Source organism: Comamonas kerstersii (genome assembly GCF_008801935.1).
In the GTDB taxonomy this organism is placed as follows: Bacteria; Pseudomonadota; Gammaproteobacteria; order Burkholderiales; family Burkholderiaceae_C; genus Comamonas; species Comamonas kerstersii.
Map to the genome: position 1 here is coordinate 55,567 of NZ_VZOT01000010.1, position 20,968 is coordinate 76,534.

General features: G+C 59.4%; 15 protein-coding genes, 1 tRNA gene and 1 pseudogene. 12 read left to right on the forward strand and 5 right to left on the reverse strand.

All coding sequences use genetic code 11. From position 1 onward, the window contains the following. Positions 1-6 precede the first annotated feature (6 nt). Positions 7-627: a nucleotidyltransferase family protein gene (locus tag F7P80_RS12900; protein ID WP_151045287.1), complete on the reverse strand. Its 621-nt coding sequence runs from the start codon at positions 625-627 to the stop codon at positions 7-9. 150 nt (positions 628-777) lie between these two features. Next, positions 778-1,773, reverse strand: coding sequence for a DNA-binding protein (locus tag F7P80_RS12905; protein ID WP_151045290.1), 996 nt, complete (start codon positions 1,771-1,773; stop codon positions 778-780). A 113-nt stretch (positions 1,774-1,886) separates the two neighbouring features. On the opposite strand from F7P80_RS12905, the gene F7P80_RS12910 reads away from it, so the two are divergent. From F7P80_RS12910 to F7P80_RS12925, 5 genes and pseudogenes are all read left to right on the forward strand, one after another. Continuing rightward, positions 1,887-2,960 carry a site-specific integrase gene (locus F7P80_RS12910; RefSeq protein ID WP_151045293.1) on the forward strand — a complete coding sequence of 358 codons (1,074 nt, stop codon included), beginning with the start codon at positions 1,887-1,889 and terminating at the stop codon, positions 2,958-2,960. Between the two features lie 127 nt (positions 2,961-3,087). Continuing rightward, the gene (locus F7P80_RS12915; protein ID WP_282959036.1) at positions 3,088-3,552 is read left to right on the forward strand and encodes a TenA family protein; all 465 of its coding nucleotides are present in this window, start codon (positions 3,088-3,090) and stop codon (positions 3,550-3,552) included. A gap of 340 nt (positions 3,553-3,892) precedes the next feature. Beyond that, a complete protein-coding gene (locus F7P80_RS16950; protein WP_211372038.1) occupies positions 3,893-4,498 on the forward strand; it encodes a hypothetical protein in 606 nt (201 codons plus the stop codon). Between the two features lie 56 nt (positions 4,499-4,554). Beyond that, positions 4,555-4,707 (forward strand): annotated as a pseudogene (locus tag F7P80_RS17435) (zinc-ribbon domain-containing protein); the annotation flags it as partial. Positions 4,708-4,764: 57 nt separating this feature from the next. After that, on the forward strand, positions 4,765-6,021 hold the full coding sequence (locus F7P80_RS12925) for a flagellar basal body-associated FliL family protein (RefSeq protein WP_249041470.1): 1,257 nt from the start codon (positions 4,765-4,767) through the stop codon (positions 6,019-6,021). Between the two features lie 215 nt (positions 6,022-6,236). Here the strand turns inward: F7P80_RS12925 and F7P80_RS17320 are convergent, their stop codons facing one another. The 3 genes from F7P80_RS17320 to F7P80_RS12940 all read right to left on the reverse strand — a co-directional run bounded on the left by F7P80_RS17320 (position 6,237) and on the right by F7P80_RS12940 (position 11,312). After that, positions 6,237-7,733, reverse strand: coding sequence for a methyl-accepting chemotaxis protein (locus F7P80_RS17320; RefSeq protein WP_170265384.1), 1,497 nt, complete (start codon positions 7,731-7,733; stop codon positions 6,237-6,239). Between the two features lie 360 nt (positions 7,734-8,093). Further along, positions 8,094-8,666, reverse strand: coding sequence for a GAF domain-containing protein (locus F7P80_RS12935; RefSeq protein WP_170265385.1), 573 nt, complete (start codon positions 8,664-8,666; stop codon positions 8,094-8,096). Between the two features lie 276 nt (positions 8,667-8,942). After that, the gene (locus tag F7P80_RS12940; RefSeq protein ID WP_151045302.1) at positions 8,943-11,312 is read right to left on the reverse strand and encodes a Tex family protein; all 2,370 of its coding nucleotides are present in this window, start codon (positions 11,310-11,312) and stop codon (positions 8,943-8,945) included. A gap of 157 nt (positions 11,313-11,469) precedes the next feature. Between F7P80_RS12940 and F7P80_RS12945 the strand changes: the two genes are divergently transcribed. From F7P80_RS12945 to F7P80_RS12975, 7 genes are all read left to right on the forward strand, one after another. Then, the gene (locus F7P80_RS12945; RefSeq protein WP_151045305.1) at positions 11,470-12,528 is read left to right on the forward strand and encodes a DUF72 domain-containing protein; all 1,059 of its coding nucleotides are present in this window, start codon (positions 11,470-11,472) and stop codon (positions 12,526-12,528) included. A gap of 194 nt (positions 12,529-12,722) precedes the next feature. Further along, complete coding sequence (locus F7P80_RS12950) at positions 12,723-15,032, forward strand: type IV pilus assembly protein FimV (RefSeq protein WP_151045308.1); 2,310 nt, start codon at positions 12,723-12,725, stop codon at positions 15,030-15,032. A 229-nt stretch (positions 15,033-15,261) separates the two neighbouring features. Further along, positions 15,262-16,366, forward strand: a protein-coding gene (gene prfB / locus F7P80_RS12955; protein ID WP_114070878.1) for a peptide chain release factor 2 whose coding sequence is annotated in 2 segments (ribosomal slippage) — positions 15,262-15,342 and positions 15,344-16,366 — 1,104 coding nt in all. Because the reading frame shifts where the segments join, the coding sequence is not laid out codon by codon here. A 9-nt stretch (positions 16,367-16,375) separates the two neighbouring features. Further along, positions 16,376-19,063 (forward strand): aminopeptidase N, encoded by a 2,688-nt coding sequence (gene pepN, locus F7P80_RS12960; RefSeq protein WP_151045311.1) that lies wholly within the window; start codon positions 16,376-16,378, stop codon positions 19,061-19,063. A gap of 90 nt (positions 19,064-19,153) precedes the next feature. Then, the gene (locus F7P80_RS12965) at positions 19,154-20,176 is read left to right on the forward strand and encodes a class 1 fructose-bisphosphatase (RefSeq protein WP_151045314.1); all 1,023 of its coding nucleotides are present in this window, start codon (positions 19,154-19,156) and stop codon (positions 20,174-20,176) included. A 12-nt stretch (positions 20,177-20,188) separates the two neighbouring features. Further along, positions 20,189-20,264: transfer RNA gene (locus tag F7P80_RS12970), tRNA-Thr, on the forward strand. A 231-nt stretch (positions 20,265-20,495) separates the two neighbouring features. Beyond that, positions 20,496-20,948: a Fur family transcriptional regulator gene (locus F7P80_RS12975; protein ID WP_077393557.1), complete on the forward strand. Its 453-nt coding sequence runs from the start codon at positions 20,496-20,498 to the stop codon at positions 20,946-20,948. Positions 20,949-20,968 lie beyond the last annotated feature (20 nt).

Here is a 20,968-nt window from a genome sequence, read left to right on the forward strand (position 1 = left end):
GTCTTTCTATGGGGTTGACAGCGGGCGCACCAAAGCACCTTGCTCCAGCACGGCTTGCGCGCGCTGCAAATCGTCCAGCGTGTCTATGTCTTGCAGGATGCCTGGGTCTTCGACGGGCAGTTGCACCACCCTGCCCTGGCAGCGCAGCTGTTGCAGTACCGAGCGCGCGCCCTGGTCGCCAGTGAGCTGCTGCAGCGCCGCAGCACATGGGGCGCTAAAACCTACGGGGTGGCCAGGCTGGCCATTGCAGACGGGCTGCACAGCGTCAAAGCGGTCAGTACTCAGAAGTTGCTGCGCAATGGTGCGCAGTGTGGCCGCGTGTACCAGAGGCATATCGCCAGGCAGGATGAGCCAACCTGAGGCATCAGAGGTTGCGCGTACCCCGCTGGCAATCGAGTCACCCATGCCCGCGGTGGCTGCGCCGTCAGGGCGAACCACAAAGGCCTGCAAGCCTGCATCGGCCACCGTATCCAGCACATGCTGCAGCACTGGTTTATCGAATAAAGAAGCTTGCAGCTTGTGCGTGCGCCCACCACTGGCTGTAAAGCGCTGGCCCTGCCCGGCCGCAAGTACCAGAACTTTCAGTGATGACAGAGATGGATGGGGATGTGCTGCTGCAGCAGTCATGGGGAAAGAGCGAATCCTTGCAGGTGAGGCCACGGTGCTCACCTTCAAAGAACTATTGTCCAGCAGTTGCGGCGCTGTGCAGGGCCTTGTTTGTAGGACAAAGCTCAAAAGTGGATGGCTGTGCCGCTGCAGCCACCCACGGTACGGCCATCAGATGGATTTGCGCCCCAGTCGTAGCGAGCGCTGCGACAGTGCACGGCGCTGCAACGAACGGCTATTGCGCTGCTTGTCGGCTGGTGCTTCGGCGGCTGCTGCGAACTCTGCAGGGGCAGCAGTACGAGCCTGCAGCAGCAGCTTGAGTTCAGCTACGCGCTCATTGGCCATGTCCAGGGCCTGCTGCAGATTGATGTGAGCAGCACGGGTGGTCAGCAATTCTTCCTCGGTCTGCAGATGGCGGTTTTGCAGCTCTTCATAGCGTGCAGCGGCGGCGCGCTCTGCATCCTGTATTTGTTTCTTGAGCTTTTCCGCTTCCTGGCGGCTGCGATCCACGTCAGAGAGCATGCGGCGCTCATTGCCTGCGAACTGCTCGGCCAGGCGCTGGCGCTCTTGGGCGGCGGTTTCCAGCTCTTTGGAATGCTGCTCACGCAGATGCTCTTGCGCTGTGCGCAAAGCAGCTTGCTCCAAGCGCTGCTTTTCCAGCAACACATCACGCTCGTTCAGCTGCTGCTGCATTTCATTAAGGCGACGCGATAAATCCTCGCGCTGGTCTTGCGCCAACTTCAGCGCCGAATCCATGACCATTTTCTGTTGCTGCATGGCCTCTTCGCGCTGCTGCAGCTTGGCTTGCTGCGCTTCCAGCTGTTTTTGCGCGGCCTGCGCGGCCTCTTCGCGCAACTGCAATGCCTGCACCGCAATTTCTTGCGCTTGCTCCAGTGCACTGCTCCACAGGGTTTGTGCGGCTTCCAGCACTTCGTTGGGCACGGAATTGCGCAGCTCCTGCGTCTGCTGATTCAGCCCCAGGCGTGCGCCCAGTGTGGCGAACCAGGCGTCCAGCATGGGGGCCACGGTATTGGGGGAGCCGCGCCCCATGCGCTGGCGGACTTTTTCAATCGTGGGTTTCTGGCCATCGGCCAGCAAGGCGTCTGCGGCAGCCCAGACGTCTGCCTCTTGAATGCCACGCGATGTTTTTGGTGCTACTGGTTGCATAGGAAGTAGATTACCATCGATAAGAGATTGTTATCGTGAGTTGTTAAATATTATTATATAACAACATACATAACATGTAATATTTAATACGCAACATAGAAAAAATACAACATATGTCAGGTAAAAACCAACTGCTCGCCGGATCTGGGGCGCAAAGCCTCACGCAGCTCAGCCAGAGCACGCTGAATGCCCTGCGTGAACTGCTCAGAGAAGGTGAAGCAGAAAACACAGTGCGCAGCTACCAGAGCGCCATGCGCTACTGGGCAGGCTGGCACCAGTTCCGCATGGGGCAAGCCATTGCCCTGCCTTTGCCCGTGGAAACTGTGCTGCTGTTTATTGCGGACCACGCCCTGCGCAGCACGCCCTATGGCTTGCGTTGTGAGCTACCTGCATCGATTGACGCTGCGCTGGTGCAGTCCGGCTGCAAGGCCAGGCTAGGTCCGCCCTCACACAACACCCTGGTGCACCGTGTGGCTGTCATGTCCAAGGCGCACCAGAACCGCGGGCTGCCCAACCCCTGTCATGACGAGCGCGTGCGCGAACTGCTCTCACGCACGCGCAAGGCCTACGCCAAACGTGGCGAGCGTGCACAGAAAAAAGCGGCGATCACCAAAGATGTGCTGCAAAAGCTGCTGGCCACCTGTGACGACAGCCTGCGCGGCAAGCGCGATCGCGCCCTGCTCCTGTTTGCCTGGAGCAGCGGCGGCCGTCGCCGCTCTGAAGTCAGTGCAGCAGACATGCAGTACCTGCGGCAAATTGGCCCGGATCAATATCTGTATGAACTGGCTGTCTCCAAAACCAACCAGAGCGGTGCAGACCTGCCAGAGAACACCAAGCCGGTGCTGGGAGCGGCAGGCAAAGCGCTGAGTGACTGGCTGCAGGCCAGCGGGATCACGGAAGGCGCCATCTTTCGCCGTATCCGCAAAGGTGGCCATGTGGGCGAGCCCCTGCAGGCACCCGCAGTACGCGCTATCGTCAAGGAACGCTGCGCTCTGGCGGGAGTGGAAGGTGATTTTTCAGCGCACTCCCTGCGCTCGGGTTTTGTGACGGAAGCTGGCAAGCGCAATGTGCCGCTGGCGGAGACCATGGCACTGACGGGGCACCAGAGCGTGGCGACCGTGCTGGGCTACTTCCGCGCGGAATCCGTGATCCACAACCAGGCCGCGAATCTGATGGATGAGGAGTAGCGCTGGCAGTGTTTGCGACTTCTATTAGAAAGAGAGCGGCCAGCGCTTGATTCATCTTGGTTTCAAGGTGAAGCATCTTCGAAATCAAGATTCATCAAGCGGTGGAAGCTATGTTGCCAGTGCCGATGTGTTTGCACCTCGCGTTACGCTGTCGCAATTTGCAGCCATGATTACCAGCGATGAGAACACTTATTTTCTGCGCTGCTTCGATGCGCTGGGTGTTCCCGCGTCAGAACGCCTGCAGCCTGCGCTGACGGCACCTACCCAGGCATTTCAGCAGCTCATGCATGAAGCGGCGCAAAGCCAGAAGTACGCCAACTGCATTGCGGTGCTGGCCGTGGCTGAAGGCCTGTACCTGGACTGGGCTGATCAGCCCGCCAAAAAGCATCTGCCCCTGCCTGCACGATTTGAGCATGCAGAATGGATCACGCTGCACGCGAATGACTTTTTCCGTGGCTTTGTCGGCTGGCTGCGCAGTGAGCTGGATCGCATTGCAACAGATCTGAGCGAGGCAGAGCGCACTGAAGCTGCCAGCTACTTTCAGCGTGCCGTACAACTGGAGCGACAGTTTTTTGACCATGTCTATGCCTGATGCGCAGGCTGTTGGCCTGCTTCATGCAAGCCTCTGATGCGTAAGCCAGCTTTTGTCAACTGCGGTTTCAGCTTTGCTGACCGCAGTTTTCTTTATCTTTTGGCCAAGTATTCGCACGAATGCAGGTGCGTAGATCAGCATCATTCACAAAATCAGTCGCCAAAGCGGTGATTCCAGAAGTTGTGATGTGCTGTCTTGAGAAGAAAAAATAAAACATTCAGCCAAGTAAATACTGTGCTTTAAGCACATTGCAGATCATTCATCGCGATATATTGCCCGGTTTAGATGCATTGCTGTGCTTTTGTGCAATAAAGCTTTGTTTATAACCACTAACTACACCATGCAAACAAACATGCACCAAGGCACTATCCTGCGCGACTGTCAGCACGGCACAGGCTTGATTAATTCCAATGGCAATAAATATGAGTTCAGGCTCGAAGATCACTGGTCGTCTGAGGAAGTGCCAGCTGCGGGCATGCGTGTGAGCTTTGAGCTCAATGGCGCGGGTCAATTGTTCCGGGTGTATTCCGGCGATCCAGACAGCGCCTTGACCGTAGGCACTGTGCTGCGTGATGCGCAGAACGGTCCCGGGCTGGTGATCTGCGCAGGCAAAAAATACCTGTTCACGCTGGAAAAGGAATGGATGTCTGAAGTTCCTCCTGCAGCAGGCATGCGTGTCTATGTGGCAACCACGGAAGGCGGTCAGCTGCAAGCGCTGAAGGCTGCGGTCAAGACAATCAACACAGCTAACCGTCAGCCCTATGCTGCTGCCACTGCGCCAGCACCTGTGCAAACCCCTGCCGCGCCGGTTCCTTCAGCGGCTCCAGCTGCGGCACCTGCCCCCGTGCCAACTCCTGCTGCACAGGCACCAGTACGCCCCCTGCGCCCGTGGCCCAGCCTGCAGCAGCTGCAACAATCAGCTGCCCTGCATGCCACCAGGTGGTAGGCGCAGGCGATGCCTTCTACACTTCCTGCGGTCACAAACTTCGTTGAGCTTGAGCCATGCATTGCCCACACTGTAATAAAGAACTACCGGACGGCGCGGCGTTCTGCTCCGGATGCGGACAGAAAACCACGCCTGCGCCCAGCGCAGCATCGACGGCACCCACCTGCTGGGAATGTCATAGCCCCCTCAGAGGCAATGCCAGCTTCTGCAGCCATTGCGGCAGCAAGCAGCCCCAGCCTGAGAGCGCACCTGCTACTGACCCCGTTGTGACGCCTGCCCCAGTCAACGCTGAGCCAGCAAAGCCGCTGGATGTGGATGAGCTGTTTGGCTCCGATACACCCCCAGCAGAAGCAGACACAGCTTCCAAGACCGATGATGCGCTGGTCGCGGCGGCTGTTGTTACTGCCACAACCACTGCTGCAGTGGCAGCCGAAGCCGCTGTGACCCATGTGGATGAGCTGTTCGGCACGGATGCTGCAGGCTCTCAGCCTGAGGTGACACAGCCGGCAGCACCATCTGCAGCTTCTGCACCTGCTGCTGTCACACCAGCCCCTGCTGAAGTGGATGAGCTGTTTGGCACTGGCGAATCCACACCTGCTCCCGTGGTTGTGAATACTGGTGCGGCTGCCGCACAGCCCACAGCTGCGCAGGCAGCTACTGCTGAAAGCACCGCAAACACAAGCCAGCCTGCTGATGCAGCAGGTGTTGATGCTGACGATCTGTTCGGCACCGGCGCAGCAGTGACTGCCATTACTGCAGGTGCAGGCGCTGCAGCAGCGAGCCAGTCGCAGCCATCACCAGCAGGTGTGGGGCAGCCGCAAAGTGTCCCGCCCTTCACGCCCCACTCAGCGCCTCTGGATACCAGCTTGAAGACCCAGCCCGCGACGGGTGGTGGCCAGTCTGGCACTACACCACCTCCGCCTCCTCCGGGCAAGATGTGGCGCTACATCATTGCAGGCGTTCTGGTGCTGCTGCTGGCAGCTGGTGGTGCTGCGTATTACCTGATGGGTAGTGCTGATGGCAAGTCTGACAAGGCAGACAAGGCCACCTCCTCTACAGGTTCCGTTCCTCCGCAGTCTTTGCCAGCGCCTGCTCCTGCATCTGAGCCAGCACCCCAGCCTGACACAGCTGGACTTCCCCCAGCTGCAGGCGTCCCCAGCACATCGCCAGAGGATGAAGCCAAAGCCAAGGCAGAGGCGCAAGCCAAGGCCAAGCGCGATGCAGAGCTGCGCGCCAAGCGTGAGGCTGAAAAGGCCAAACGTGAAGCAGAAGCCAGAGAGCGCCGGGAACGTGAGGCGGCGCAACGCAGTAGCCCTCCTCCAGCTGCGCCAGCCCCTGCTCCACAGCCTGCCGTTCAGGTGCGCAGCTGCAGCGAGGCGCACTTCCTGTCGCGCCCGGTCTGCATGCTGGAAGGACCTGCCACCTTCTGGAAGTGCGCGCCGGATGGCTACAACTGGAACAACAATATTGCAGGCTGCATGCGCAGGCCGAGCAATAGTGATGCTTTCTCCAGCGGAAATTAATGGGCTGAAAGCACAAAGCACAAAGCACAAAGCACAAAGCACCTAAAAAATGCGCTGGAAACAGCGCATTTTTTCTTCTGAAGCTACATAAAAAAGAGCTGCCTGCGCTTGTATTTGCTGGATTTCAAAGCATTAAAACTTTGAAATCAAGAATACATAAGCGCAGGCAGCTCTGCTTTTAGAAGCGCCGCGTATGCCGCAGCGCTATAGCCGTCTTACATCACGTTCTGGCGTGCTCCCAGGTTGAACTGTGCCACCTGCTCTGCCAAACGCTGCGTCTGCTCCTTCATGGCCAGTGCAGCAGCGCTGGACTCTTCCACCAAGGCCGCGTTTTGCTGCGTCATCTGGTCCAGATTGTTGACGGCCTGGTTCACCTGGCCAAAACCATCGCGCTGCTCGGTGGCGGCAGCAGCAATTTCGCTGATCAGATCGGTCACGCGGCGCACGCTGTCCACAATGTCCTGCATGCTCTTGCCGGCTTCGGCCACCTGCTGGGTACCCGTGTCTACATTGGCCACGCTGCTGGTGATCAGCTCCTTGATTTCCTTGGCAGCCTCGGCACTGCGCCCGGCCAGAGAGCGCACCTCTGCGGCCACCACGGCAAAGCCACGACCCTGCTCGCCAGCGCGTGCGGCTTCCACCGCTGCATTGAGCGCCAGAATATTGGTCTGGAAGGCAATGCCGTCAATCACACCAATGATGTCGCTGATCTTGCGGCTGGAGGTATTGATCTGCTCCATGCTGTGCACCACCTGGCTGACCACGTCTCCGCCATGCTCGGCCGCCTTGGCGGCGGTAGCTGCCAGCTGGCTGGCCTGGCGTGCAGTGTCCGAAGCCTGTGACACATGCGCATTCAGCTCTTCCAGACTGGAAGCAGTTTCCTCCAGGTTGGCGGCGGTCTGCTCTGTGCGCACCGACAAGTCCTGGTTGCCTTCCGCAATCTGTGCTGCTGCCGTCTGTACGGAGTCCACGCCATGGCGCACTTCACCCACCAGGGCACGCAGCTTTTGTGTCATGGTGTTCAGCGCACGCAGCAGCACGCCCAGTTCATCCTGGCGGCTGTCGTTCAGTTCATGGGTGAGATTGCCTTTGGCAATTTCCTGCGCCAGCACCACGGCATGGCCTAAAGGCTCGGTCAGCTGACGCACCAGCCAGGAAGCGACCAGCAAGGACACAATGATGACCACGGCAAAGCACAGGCTGGCTACCAGCCATGCGGTGCGGCGCTGCTCGTCTGCCTTGGCAAGATAGGCCTGCTTCATCTGGTTTTGCAGATCCACCATTTCGTCGAACTTGGCCGTGAACTCGTCAGTACAGACCATGTTCACGCCACGCACGCGGTCGTCCACGTCCACACCACGCTTGCGCAGGTTGTCGGACTCATCAATCAAGGCGTCGCACTTCTTGAGCTGGGCCATCAGACTGCCCATCAGTGCTTCCGATTCAGGCGTAGTGGCCACTTTCAGAAACTCCTGCATCATGGACGCATTGCGCTGCTTGGTCCGCGCAAAGCGTGCGTCGAAAAAGTCCTGCGTGGCAAGGTCCTTGCCCAGGTTGGAGGCCGCATTTTCTGCACCGCCCAGATCCATACCTGTTCTCAGCTTGGAAGCCAGCAAGATGCGATGCTCCATCAGGCTGGTGTTTTCACGTACCTCCTGCTCCAGATTGCTGATGTGGCGGGCCAGCCCAAGGCTGGCTGCAACGAGTAACACCAGAATGGCGATGACCAATGCCCAAACTTTTTTGGCAACTGAAATATTTTGAAATTGCATAAGGTCTAATGAAAAAAAGCCACAGGCAATACGCCAGTGGCTTCGATAAAGATGCGCTCATTGTTACACACTGTAAGCAGTGTGGTTTTTCCTGATGCAGCGCCACACTCACGAGAAAGCGTTGATGCTATATGGCTTTGAAGCTATCGAAATGCGAGTGAGTAGATGTTTACAAGTGAGTTTTCGCTGGCACTTTCGTGGCATGCGCACTCTGCTGGGTGCAAGCTCGGCATCCGCGAAAAGCGGGGAATCAAAAATATGGCAACAAGTGCTTGATGCACGAGCTGCAGTGCCGTGGTTTCATGGGTTGGCCGTGCTGCCTTTGTCCTGCGAGGCTATGCGCAATGCCTCCTCCAGCTCCTTGGCCATTTCCTGCAGGACATCCATTTCCCCTTCAGCCATTTGCCGAGGGGCTTCATCCATGATGCACAGCGTGCCCAGTACATGGCCCTGCCTGTTGCGCAGCGGTACACCGGCATAGAACTTGACCTCGGCCTCCTGCAGGGCCGGGTTATCGGCAAAGCGTGGATTGCGTGCCACGTCTTCCACAACCAGCGCTTCGCCATCGTGAACCACATAGGAACAAATGGATATATCGCGTGCCAGGCCGGGCAGTTCATCGGGCGCATGGTCATGCGCCAGCAGACTGCCGGGGGTATGCACCCATTCGTGATCGACCAACGACACCTGTGCATCTTTCACATGAAAGGCATTGGCGGCCTTGAGCACCGCTTCCTTGTACGCAGGCAGCAGACTGGGAGAGCGCAACCCGCTGCGCTGCAGGGCTTGCACGCGTTCGGCATCGCTGTCTGGCAGCGCAGCTGGCGCACCATGGTCTGTGGCTGGGCATGAAAGACGGAAACCACCAGCCACTGCACATCGCCCCAGCCCTGGGTTGCTTCCTGCGCCACTGTCGCCGTCAGTGCATGGCTGGCACAGGTCGCGTAGATGCCATGCAGCTGCAGGCTGTCAGGCTTATACGTCATCCCTTGCCTGATTTATGAGTGTTTTCAGAATGTGGCGTCCGTCAATCAAGCGCTGGCAGCTATGAATTTTGAGCAAATCCAGGCCGTAAACCATCGCTTTTACCGCCTCTGCAGCAATAAAAAAGAGCTGCCGAAGCAGCTCTTTGCAGCCAAGGCCCAAGCCTTATTTCTTCAGCCCTTGCAACTTGGCAAAGGCCGATGCCATGGCACTTTGTGGCTGGGCATCGTTTCTGCGCTGGGGCTGGGCGTAGCCGCCACGGCCCTGCTGGTTGCGGCCTGCAGCTTCAAAGCGGTTGTCGCGTGGGCCATCGCGGCGTGCGGGGGCAGCGTCCAGCTTCATGGTCAGGCTGATGCGGTTGCGGGCCACGTCCACTTCCAGCACCTTCACTTTCACAATCTGGCCGGTCTTGACCACTTCGCGCGCGTCTTCCACAAACTTGTGGCTCATCTGGCTCACGTGCACCAGACCGTCTTGGTGCACACCGAGGTCCACAAAGGCGCCAAACTGCGCCACGTTGCTCACGGTGCCTTCCAGAATCATGCCTTCCTTGAGGTCCTTGATGTCTTCCACGCCATCGTTAAAGCGGGCCACAACAAAGTCAGGGCGTGGGTCACGTCCGGGCTTTTCCAGCTCACTCAGAATGTCCTTGACCGTGATGGGGCCGAACTGCTCGTTGGCAAACAGCTCTGGCGTCAGGGGCTTGAGCACTTCGGGACGGCCCATGATCTGGTCCACAGGCTTGCCGGTGGCCACAATGATCTGCTCCACCACGGGGTAGGTTTCAGGGTGAACGCCGGTCATATCCAGTGGGTTGTCCCCCCCGCGAATGCGCAAAAAGCCTGCAGCCTGCTCAAACGTCTTGGCGCCCAGTCCTGAGACTTCCATGAGTTGCTTGCGGTTGCGGAACGAACCGTTCGCATCACGCCAGCGCACCACCGACTTGGCTACCGAGCCGCTCAGGCCCGACACGCGGGTGAGCAGCGGCACAGAAGCCGTGTTCAGGTCTACGCCCACGGAGTTCACGCAGTCTTCCACCACCGCATCCAGCTTGCGTGCCAGCTCGCTCTGGTTGACATCGTGCTGGTACTGACCCACGCCAATGCTCTTGGGGTCAATCTTGACCAGCTCTGCCAGTGGGTCCTGCAGGCGGCGGGCAATGGAGACCGCACCTCGCAGGCTCACATCCACATCCGGCAGCTCCTGCGAGGCAAATTCGCTGGCCGAGTAGACCGATGCCCCGGCTTCGCTGACCACCACTTTTTCCAACTGCTTGTCGACCTTGGCAGCCAGCTTGATCAGGTCAGCGGCCAGCTTGTCGGTTTCGCGACTGGCCGTGCCGTTGCCAATGGCAATCAGGTTCACGCCATGCTTTTCCACCAGACGGGCCAGCACCGCCAGCGAGCCATCCCAGTCCTTGCGGGGCTCGTGGGGGTAGACCGTGGCGGTATCCACCAGCTTGCCGGTGCTGTCTACCACGGCCACTTTCACGCCGGTGCGGATTCCGGGGTCCAGACCCATCACGGTACGGGCACCTGCAGGTGCGGCCAGCAGCAGGTCGCGCAGGTTGTCGCCAAACACCTTGATGGCCACCTGCTCGGCATCTTCACGCAGGCGGCTGAACAGGTCACGCTCCGTCGAGAGGCTGAGCTTGACGCGCCAGGTCCAGGCAATGCATTTGCGAATCAGATCGTCTGCGGGGCGCTTGGCGTGGCTCCAGCCCAGATGCAGGGCAATACGGCCTTCGGCCAGGCTGGGTTGACCCACCACCGGTTCTTCAGGTTGCGCCAGCTTGACTTCCAGAATCTCCTGCGCACGGCCACGGAACACAGCCAGCGCCCGGTGCGATGGCACGCGGCAGATGGGTTCTTCGTAATCAAAATAGTCGCGGAACTTTGAGACTTCAGCGTCGTTTTCGTCCTTGCCGTCCACCTTGCGTGAGCGCAGCAGGCCTTCCTGCCACAGCCATTCACGCAGCTTCTGCACCAGGGTGGCATCTTCTGCCCAGCGTTCAGAAAGGATGTCGCGCACACCGTCCAGCACGGCAAAAGTGGTGGAAAAGTCTGGGCCGGGCTTGCCGTCATCCAGCGTAGTGGCAGGCTTGCAGAAAGCCTTCGCCTCTTCGTGCGGGTCCAGCGTTGGGTCGGCAAACAGCTTGTCGGCCAGGGGCTCAATGCCGAACTCTTTGGCAATCTGCCCTTTGGTGCGACGCTTTTGCTTGAATGGCAGGTAGATGTCTTCCAGCTCCTGCTTGGTGGGCGCATTGGCAATGGCCAGACGCAGCGCGTCCGTGAGCTTGCCTTGCTCGTCAATGGCCTTGAGCACGGCACCACGGCGGTCTTCCAGCTCGCGCAGATAGGCAAGACGCGCTTCCAGCTCGCGCAGCTGCACGTCGTCCAGCCCGCCTGTGACTTCCTTGCGGTAACGGGCGATGAAAGGGACGGTGGCTCCGCCGTCCAGCAATTCCACGGCAGCTGTCACCTGCTGCGCACTGACTTTGATCTCTGCGGCAATCTGCCCAATGATTTTTTGCATGCGTTGCGCGCCCCTTGGCGCTGTAGCTCCGAAAGCGCGCAAGTTTGCCATAGACCGCAGCCGTGCCCATAGACAAAAACATATCCTCACATTTGATAGCTGTTCGCGCAGGCAGGATCTGCCCTGGAGGCCAAAATCGCTCAAAATTTCATCATCTATGCAAGACGATCTGTTTGGCGCAGATGCGCCACCGCCCTCCACCACGCCTGCCGCGCAGTCTGTGCGCAAGTCCAGGGGCGTGCAGGCGGTTGTGCCGTCCGAAGCCCTGCTGGCACTGGCGCAGGCCATGCCGCCCCAGCTGCGCATGGGTGTGTCGACCTGGTCCTATCCTGGCTGGGATGGGCTGGTGTGGGACGGTGCATACGACCCCAGCGTGCTCTCTCGCAAGGGGCTGACGGCACTGAGCCAGCACCCGCTGATGCGCACGGTCTGTGTAGACCGCAGCTTCTGGCGGCCCTTGAGCGTGGAGCAGTACGCGCAGATGGCGGCGCAGGTGCCTGAGGACTTTCGCTTCGTCGTCAAATGTCCGAACGTAGTGACCGATGCGCTGGTGCGCGGCGAGGACGGCAAGGGCCAGCAGCGCAATCCGGTTTTTCTGGACGCGGGGCTGGCTGTGCAGCAGTTTGTAGAGCCTGCCCTGCAGGGGCTGGGTAGCAAGCTGGGGGTCTTGGTCTACCAACTCAGTCCCCTGCCGTGGGACATGCTCTCGCACACAGCGCCACTTTATGACCTGCTCGCCAGCCTGTTGCAAGCCACGCGTGAAGCACTGACACAGGCCCCGGATGTGATCGTGGCTGTCGAGGTGCGAGATCCGCTGCTGCTGGAAGAGGCGCTGGTGCAGGTGCTCAAGCAGCATGGAGCTGCGCTGTGCCTGGGCCTGCACGGCAAGATGCCTCCCATTGAGCAGCAACTCCCCATGCTGCGCCGCCTCTGGCCCACGCCATTGGTCTGCAGGTGGAATCTGAATACGGCATTTGGTCCCTTTGGCTACCCTGCTGCACAGGAAAAGCACCAGCCGTTTCACGAAATCCGCACGCCAGACCCGCACACCTTGGCGGTGTTGGCGCGCACCGTGAAAGGCATCACAGGTGCCGGTCAATCGGCCTTTGTCACTATCAGTAACGATGCGGAAGGCTGTGCGCCACGCTCTATCCAGCGTCTGGCAGAACACTTGCAGGCTCTGTCGATGCAAGCTATTCAGACGCCTTCTAGATAGTTGGCATTAATTAACATTTAGTTCTCATTGCACCACATTCGGAGTTTTTCGCACTGGACTGCTTTGAGGCAAGGCATTTGTGCTTCACGATTTGATACATTTTCAGCTCTCGCACGGCAGCGATCGCATAGGGGGGGGGAGATGCATTCGCAGCGCACAGTGCGCTTGTCAACTTCTGACGGCAAAGAATGACCGTGAAACTTCGTGATCTACTCGTTTTGCTCAGCGGTGTGGCTGCTGCTTCGCAAGTCAGCGCCTTATCGCTTGGCAACAGCCAGGGCAATGTGCAGCTTGGCTCGCCCATGGATCTGGTCTTTCAGCTCAAGCCGGATGCTGGCCATACGGCAGAAACCAGCTGCGTTGCTGCTGACATTCTGATGGGCGACGTCCCGCTCGCGCGCGGAGACTTCACACTCGTGCCGCAAGGCAATTCTGTGCGTGTGCAAACCACCATTCCGGTGAACGAGCCTTTGCTTACCGTCAAGCTCAGTGCTGGCTGTTCCGCCACCATGACGCGCAGTTACACCTTCTTTGCGGACCCGCCAGGCTCTATGGCAGCGTCGGTGCAGCCCATTGATCTGAGCAAATTTCAGGCGGCTGCCCCTCTGCCCGCTGCGCTTGTGGCAGGCAGCGCAGGCGCCAGCACTGCAACACGCGCTGCGGCAACACCTCGTCGCCCTGCCAAACACGCCGTCAACCCACGGGCGGTGCAGGACAACAGCCTGCCAGCGTACTTTGTGCCCTCCATGGTTGCGTCTGCCGATACGGTAGATATTCCTGCGCCTGAAGAAACACCCGCCAAGTCTGCTTCGCAGCCAGCTGCGGTGCCCTCAGGTACAGCAGATGCACAGGCCGCTGATATCGGCCGCTCTCGCCAGCGCATGGAGCCACTCGACGGCCTGGAAGGCTTGCATGCAAAACCTGCTGATGCAAGCACGCCCCCCGCTACAGACGCAGTCGCAGATGCTGCTGCAGTTGGAACTGGAGCTGCTGCTGCCGCGCCATTGCCGGATACAGCATCAGAGGCAGAGTCGCCCATTGCTGAAGCAACACAGGTACTGCTGCAGGCCAATACGGAACGCATTGATGCGCTGGAAGGCCAGTTGCTGGCGCTTAAAAAGCAGCTGACCAGCAATCTCACAGAAATTTCTACCCTCCAGCGGCAACTGGTCGAAGCGCAGAACGCAGGCTTGCCAGTCTGGGTCCATGCAGCACTGGGCCTGCTGGCATTGGCGCTGGCCTGTATTGCCTGGCTGCTGCAATGCCTGCGCCAGGAGCGCCTGAAAACGCAGAACGACTGGGCCAACACCGTGCTGGCAGTGGAAAACTCTGCAAGCCTTACGCGCGTTGATACTGACAGCGCCGCAGTCCATACCGGCAAGGGCCCGTTGCCTTCTGCACCAGTTACGTCCCCAGTGGCTGCGGCGAAGGCGGAACCAGTGGCAAAGCCTGTGGCTTCCGTGGCCACAGCTTCCCTGCACACGCGCGACAGCGTGCCGCAGGCGCAGGCACTCACGCAGTTCCCGGATACGGCGTTTGCTGAATCCAGCATTCAGCCGCCTTCGCTCGCTCCTGCGACCATGTTCCCGCTCACCGAGGTGCTGACTGCCCAGGCCTTGTTCGATGTGCAGGAGCAGGCTGAGTTTTATGCCTCTATTGGCGAAAACGATCAGGCCATTGAAATTCTGCAGGCCCATATTGCGGAGCATGAGAACTCTTCCCCGCTGGCTTATGTGGAATTGCTGCAGCTGCTTTTCCGCCTTGGCCGCATGGACGCCTATGAAGAAGTGCGCCAGCAGTTCCAGAAGCACTTCAATGTGCACATCCCTGACTTTCTGGGCTTTTCACGCAAGGGGCGTGATCTGTGGAGCGCCCACCCTGACGTACTGGCGCAGATTGAAGCGCTGTGGCCCACAGATGAAGTGCAGGAGCTGCTGCGCAATCTGATTCTGCGCAAGAACGAAGCAGCGCAGCGCTTTGACCTGGCCGCGTTTGATGAGCTGCTGCTGCTCTACAACGTGGCCAAGAGCACGCCAGCCGCCAGCCGCGGTGCCATGCCTGGTCGCAGGCGCACCGCTCCCAGCGAAGCGCCCTTGCCGGAGATTGCACCTGAGGTGACGCCGGGGCAAGCCGTTCCCCCTCTTCCGGAAGTGCCTGGTGCAGCATCTCCTGTGCAGACTGCGGCAGCGCCTGCCGCTGAAGCTCCCCCTGTACTGTCGCTTGATGAAGCGCATCTGGACCTGCTCAGCACCATGCCCGTGCATGAACCGCTGGAACAGCAATCGGGCCAGTCGCACTTCCAGCCTGTGCAGCACTTTGCACCTGACGAGGCGCTGGTCGCAGTGCTCTCTCTGGATCTGAGTGAAGCAGCTAGCCCGCCAGCTGTGCCTGCCGCAGCGACGGTCAAGCCTTTGCGCGACCCTGAAGCCCAGGCGATGGACCTGGAGCTGCAGGCGTTCATCATGGATGAGCGTGATCTGCCACCTGCAACCAAGAATCGCTAATTTACGGCACGCCATTGCCGGCATCTGTACGCCACCACACTGCTGGTGGCGTTTTTGTTGGATGGCTCGCTGGTGTGCGCCACAGGCAATAGCAGCCATTCACTGCTTTTGCTGGACAGCATTCAAGCCATGAGCGGTCAGGACATGCGAAAATCCCCGTTTTGACTAGCCTACAGCTCCTATGCGGACTGCACTCGGCTATACAAACCCCAAACAACAGGAATCAGACATGGAAGCCGAACGCATCAATCAAATCGAAGCAACTCTTGAAGACCTGTCCACCCGGACCCAAGAGTTACGGAGGTATCTTTGACTACGATGCAAAGTACGAACGTCTGCGCACCGTAAACGCGGCACTGGAAGACCCTGCCGTCTGGAACGACCCAAAGAAGGCTCAGGAACTGGGCAAGGAAAAGAAGTCGCTGGACTCCGTCGTCCTGACCCTGCAAAAGCTCACCACAGAACTGGCTGACAATGCCGAGCTGTTCGAGATGAGCAAGGAAGAAGGCGACGACGCTGGTCTGGAGACCATCGAAGAAGAAACCGCCAAGCTCCAGCCCCTGATCGAGGAGCTGGAGTTCCGCCGCATGTTCCGTCATGAAGCAGACCCTCTGAACTGCTTTATCGACATCCAGGCGGGTGCCGGCGGCACCGAAGCCTGCGACTGGGCCAGCATGCTGCTGCGCCAGTACCTGAAGTACGCGGAGCGCAAGGGCTTCAAGGCTACCGTGGAAGAAGAAACTCCCGGCGACGTGGCTGGCATCAAGAGCGCCACCATCAAGATTGAAGGCGAATACGCCTACGGTCTGCTGCGCACGGAAACCGGCGTGCACCGTCTGGTGCGCAAGTCGCCTTTTGACTCCTCGGGCGGCCGCCACACCAGCTTCTCTTCGCTGTTTGTCTACCCAGAGATTGATGACTCCATCGAGATCAACATCAATCCTGCTGACGTGCGCACCGACACCTACCGTGCCTCCGGCGCTGGTGGTCAGCACATCAACAAGACCGACTCTGCCGTGCGTCTGACCCACATTCCTACGGGTATTGTGGTGCAGTGCCAGGACGGCCGCTCGCAGCACAGCAACCGTGACGTGGCATGGCAACGCCTGCGCTCGCGCCTGTACGACTACGAAATGCGCAAGCGCCAGGAAGAGCAGCAAAAGCTGGAAGACACCAAGACCGATGTGGGCTGGGGCCACCAGATCCGCTCGTACGTGCTGGATAACAGCCGTATCAAGGACCTGCGCACCAACGTTGAAGTCTCGGCCACCCAGAAGGTGCTGGACGGCGATCTGGACATGTTTATTGAAGCCTCGCTCAAGCAAGGCCTGTAAGGAGCTTTCATGCTGCGTGAAGGACAAGCCACTGCCATTTACCGCGCCGACTACCAGGCGCCTGCATGGTGGATTGAGACCGTCGATCTGACGTTCGACCTGGACCCTGCCAAGACCCGTGTGCTCAACAAGATGCGCATCCGTCGCAACCCCGACGTGCCTGCACAGGCACTGCGTCTGGATGGCGACGAGCTGAATCTGGCACGCGTGCTGGTCAACGGTGGCGGCACCTCGTTCAGGATGGATGGCAGCCAGCTGGTGCTGGAGAACCTCCCAGAAGGGGATGACCCTATCGAGCTGGAAATCTTCACCACCTGCGCGCCTGAGAAGAACACCAAGCTCATGGGCTTGTATGTGAGCGAGGGCACGTTCTTTACGCAGTGTGAAGCAGAAGGCTTTCGCCGTATCACCTACTTCCTGGACCGCCCCGATGTCATGGCCATGTATACCGTGACACTGCGCGCCAACAAGGAAGCCTTCCCCGTGCTGCTGTCCAACGGCAACCTGGTGGAAGCCGGTGATCTGGAGGATGGCCGCCACTTTGCCAAGTGGGTAGACCCCCACAAAAAGCCCAGCTACCTGTTTGCACTGGTGGCTGGCAAGCTGGTGGCTCGCGAGCAGCTGATCAAGAGCCGTGCAGGCCGTGACCACCTGCTGCAGGTGTTTGTGCGCCCCGGCGATCTGGAAAAAACCGAGCATGCCATGAACTCGCTTATGCACTCTGTGGCATGGGACGAGGCACGTTTTGGCCTGAGCCTGGACCTGGACCGCTTCATGATCGTCGCCACCAGCGACTTCAACATGGGCGCCATGGAAAACAAGGGCCTGAACATCTTCAACACCAAGTACGTCCTGGCCAGCCAGTCCACAGCGACCGACGTGGACTTTGCCAACGTCGAAAGCGTGGTGGGGCACGAGTACTTCCATAACTGGACCGGCAACCGCATCACCTGCCGTGACTGGTTTCAGCTCAGCCTCAAGGAAGGCCTGACGGTCTTCCGCGACCAGGAATTCAGCATGGACATGGCGGGTACACCTTCGGCCCGCGCCGTCAAGCGCATTGAAGACGTGCGCGTGCTGCGCACCGTGCAGTTCCCTGAGGACGCAGGCCCCATGGCCCACCCCGTGCGCCCGGACAGCTATATCGAAATCAACAACTTCTACACCGTCACGATTTACGAAAAAGGTGCCGAAGTGGTGCGCATGCAGCACAACCTGGTCGGCCGCGAAGGCTTTGCCAAGGGCATGAAGCTGTACTTTGAGCGCCATGACGGCAACGCCGTGACCTGTGACGACTTTGTGCAGGCCATGGCAGACGCCAACCCCGACAGCCCACTGGCTCAGCATCTGGAGCAGTTCAAGCGCTGGTACAGCCAGTCTGGCACTCCTGCGGTCAAGGCTGTGGGCCAGTACGATGCCGCTGCACAGACCTATACCCTGACCCTGTCGCAAAGCTGCCCTGCTACTGCAGGTCAGAGCGAGAAGCTGCCTTTTGTGATTCCTGTGCAAATGGGGCTGCTGGGTCAGGACGGCACCGCCCTGCCCTTGCAGCTGCAAGGCGAAGCAGACAGCAGCCTGAGCAAGACGCTGGTGCTGACAGAAAACCAGCAGACCTGGGTCTTTAACGGTGTGACACAAGCGCCCGTGCCCTCGCTGCTGCGTGGCTTCAGCGCCCCTGTGGTGCTGCACTACGACTTCAGCGATGCAGAGCTGCTGACCCAGCTGGCGCACGACAGCGATGCCTTCAACCGCTGGGAAGCGGGCCAGCGCCTGGCCCTGCGCTACGCGCTGCAAGCCATCCGTACTGAAGGTGAAGTGGCTGCCGACATCCTGCCCGCAGCTTTTGTCAGCGCCCTGCGCGATGTGCTGCGTCACCCTGAACTGGACGCGGCCTACAAGGAACTCGTGCTGCAGCTGCCTTCTGAAGCCTACATTGCCGAACAGCTGGACGTGGTGGACCCACAGCGTATCCATGCCGTGCGCGAATCCATGCGCCAGCAGCTGGCACTGGCCTTGCAAGCGGATTGGGAATGGGCTTATGAGACCCATCAGGACACCGGCGCATACCGGCCAGACCCTGTGTCTGCAGGTCGCCGCTCGCTGACTGGTCTGGCCCTGCTGATGCTGTGCCTGGCGGCTCGCAGCACGGGCGACACGGTCTGGCCCGGCAAGGCCTACCAGCGCTTCAAGGTGGCAGGCAATATGACCGACCGCTTCAATGCCCTGTCTGCCCTGGTGCACAGCGGCGCGGCGCTGGCCCAGCCTGCGCTGGAGCGCTTCCACGCCATGTTCAAGAACGAGCCGCTGGTGATTGACAAGTGGTTCAGCCTGCAGGCTGCTGCCTGCGACCGTGGTGGCCAGGTGCTGCCTGCGGTCAAGCAGCTGATGCAGCACCCTGATTTCAGCCTCAAGAACCCCAACCGCGCACGCAGCCTGATCTTCAGCTACTGCGCAGCCAACCCCGGCGCCTTCCACCGTCCCGATGCTGCAGGCTATGTGTTCTGGAGCGAGCGTGTGCTGGAGCTGGATGCCATCAACCCACAGGTTGCCGCCCGCCTTGCGCGTGCCATGGACCGCTGGAGCAAGCTGGCCGAGCCCTACCGCACTGCCGCACGTGAAGCACTGGGCCGCGTGGCTGCCAAGCCCGACCTCAGCAACGATGTGCGTGAAGTCATCACCCGCGCGATTGGCGATTAAATAAGAAATTGGCCTCTAGCGCTTGTGCAGCAAGCGCTAGTAGCTAGCATTTTTGATATTTATTTTTCACTTCTACCCGAAGGAGACCCCATGACACGTCGTGTCAGCCTGACCCGCTATCTGGTCGAACAACAACGCGTTGACGGACGCATCCCCCCCCAGCTGCGCCTGCTGCTGGAAGTGGTGGCACGCGCCTGCAAGCGCATCAGCTTTGCCGTGAACAAGGGTGAACTGGGCGATGTCATGGGCACCGCTGGCAGTGAAAACGTTCAGGGTGAAGTGCAGAAGAAGCTGGACATCATCGCCAACGAAACCCTGATCGAAGCCAACGAATGGGGTGGCCACCTGGCAGCCATGGCTTCGGAAGAAATGGAAGGCATCTATGTGGTGCCTAACCGCTACCCCCAGGGCGAATACCTGCTGATGTTTGACCCACTGGATGGCTCCTCCAACATCGACATCAACATGTCGATTGGCACCATCTTCAGCGTGCTCAAAAAACCTGATAACCACCCCGGCGTGCACGACAACGACTTCATGCAGCCTGGCACCGAGCAAGTCGCGGCAGGTTACTGCATCTACGGCCCCCAGACCACACTGGTGCTGACCGTGGGCGATGGCGTGGCCATGTTTACGCTGGACCGCGAGCAAGGCTCCTTCATTCTGATTGAAGAAAACGTCAAGATTCCTGAAGACACCAAGGAATTTGCCATCAACATGTCCAACATGCGCCACTGGGATGCCCCCGTAAAGCGCTATGTGGACGAGTGCCTGGCAGGCGAAGAAGGCCCCCGAGGCAAGAACTTCAACATGCGCTGGGTGGCAGCCATGGTGGCAGACGTACACCGCATCCTGTGCCGTGGCGGCATCTTCATGTACCCATGGGACAAGCGTGAGCCCCACAAGCCCGGCAAGCTGCGTCTGATGTACGAAGCCAACCCCATGAGCTGGCTGATTGAGCAAGCTGGCGGCATGGCCACCAACGGCCGCCAGCGCATTCTGGAAATCGAGCCCACCGAGCTGCACCAGCGCGTGAGCGTCATCCTTGGCTCCAAGAACGAAGTGGAACGCGTGACGCAATATCACCTCGAAGCGGATCAAAAAGCGCTATAATTTTTCCTCGTTGCCGGTGTAGCTCAGTTGGTAGAGCAGCTCATTCGTAATGAGAAGGTCGCGTGTTCGACTCATGTCACCGGCACCATGAAATAAAGAAAAGCCTGCTACTGGAAAAGTAGCAGGCTTTTTGCATTAGTGGCTGGTGTAGCCAGGTGCACTGTATTTTTCATGGGCTACCCGTTCATGCCCTCGTTCTGCACATCTGCAGCTTTCCCCTGCCCTTGCTGGACGCACACGCTCCTGCACTTGGGGTCAGTCATGCGTGCTTGCGATAAAGGCTAAACTCTCTGGCGTTACAACATCACTTATGCAAGCAATGTCATCCACAGCAAAGACGCACCACCATGAGCTGACCAAGCACCAGTCACTCGTGCTCAACGCGCTTGCGCGTGAGGAAGCTCCGGCGAGCGCCTATACGCTGCTGGATCAGCTGCGTGGTGAAGGTCTGCGTGCTCCACAGCAGATTTACAGAGCGCTGGACAAGTTGATCGAATACGGCCTGGTGCACCGTGTAGAGAGTCTGAACTCCTATGTGGCATGTGCCCACCCCCATGATCATCAGCATGGCCTGGTCGTCTTTGCGATTTGTGACCAGTGTGGGCATGTCAATGAGTTTCCCGACCAGACGGTGGAGCGCCGTCTGAAAAACTGGTCCAAGAGCAATGCGTTTCACATGCACACGGCGACGGTAGAAATGCATGGCACCTGTGACCAGTGCCACCAAACGGCTGCGGCAGAGCCTGAACCTGAACCGACAGCCGGGGCCTGAGCCCTCGGCTTGCCTCTTTC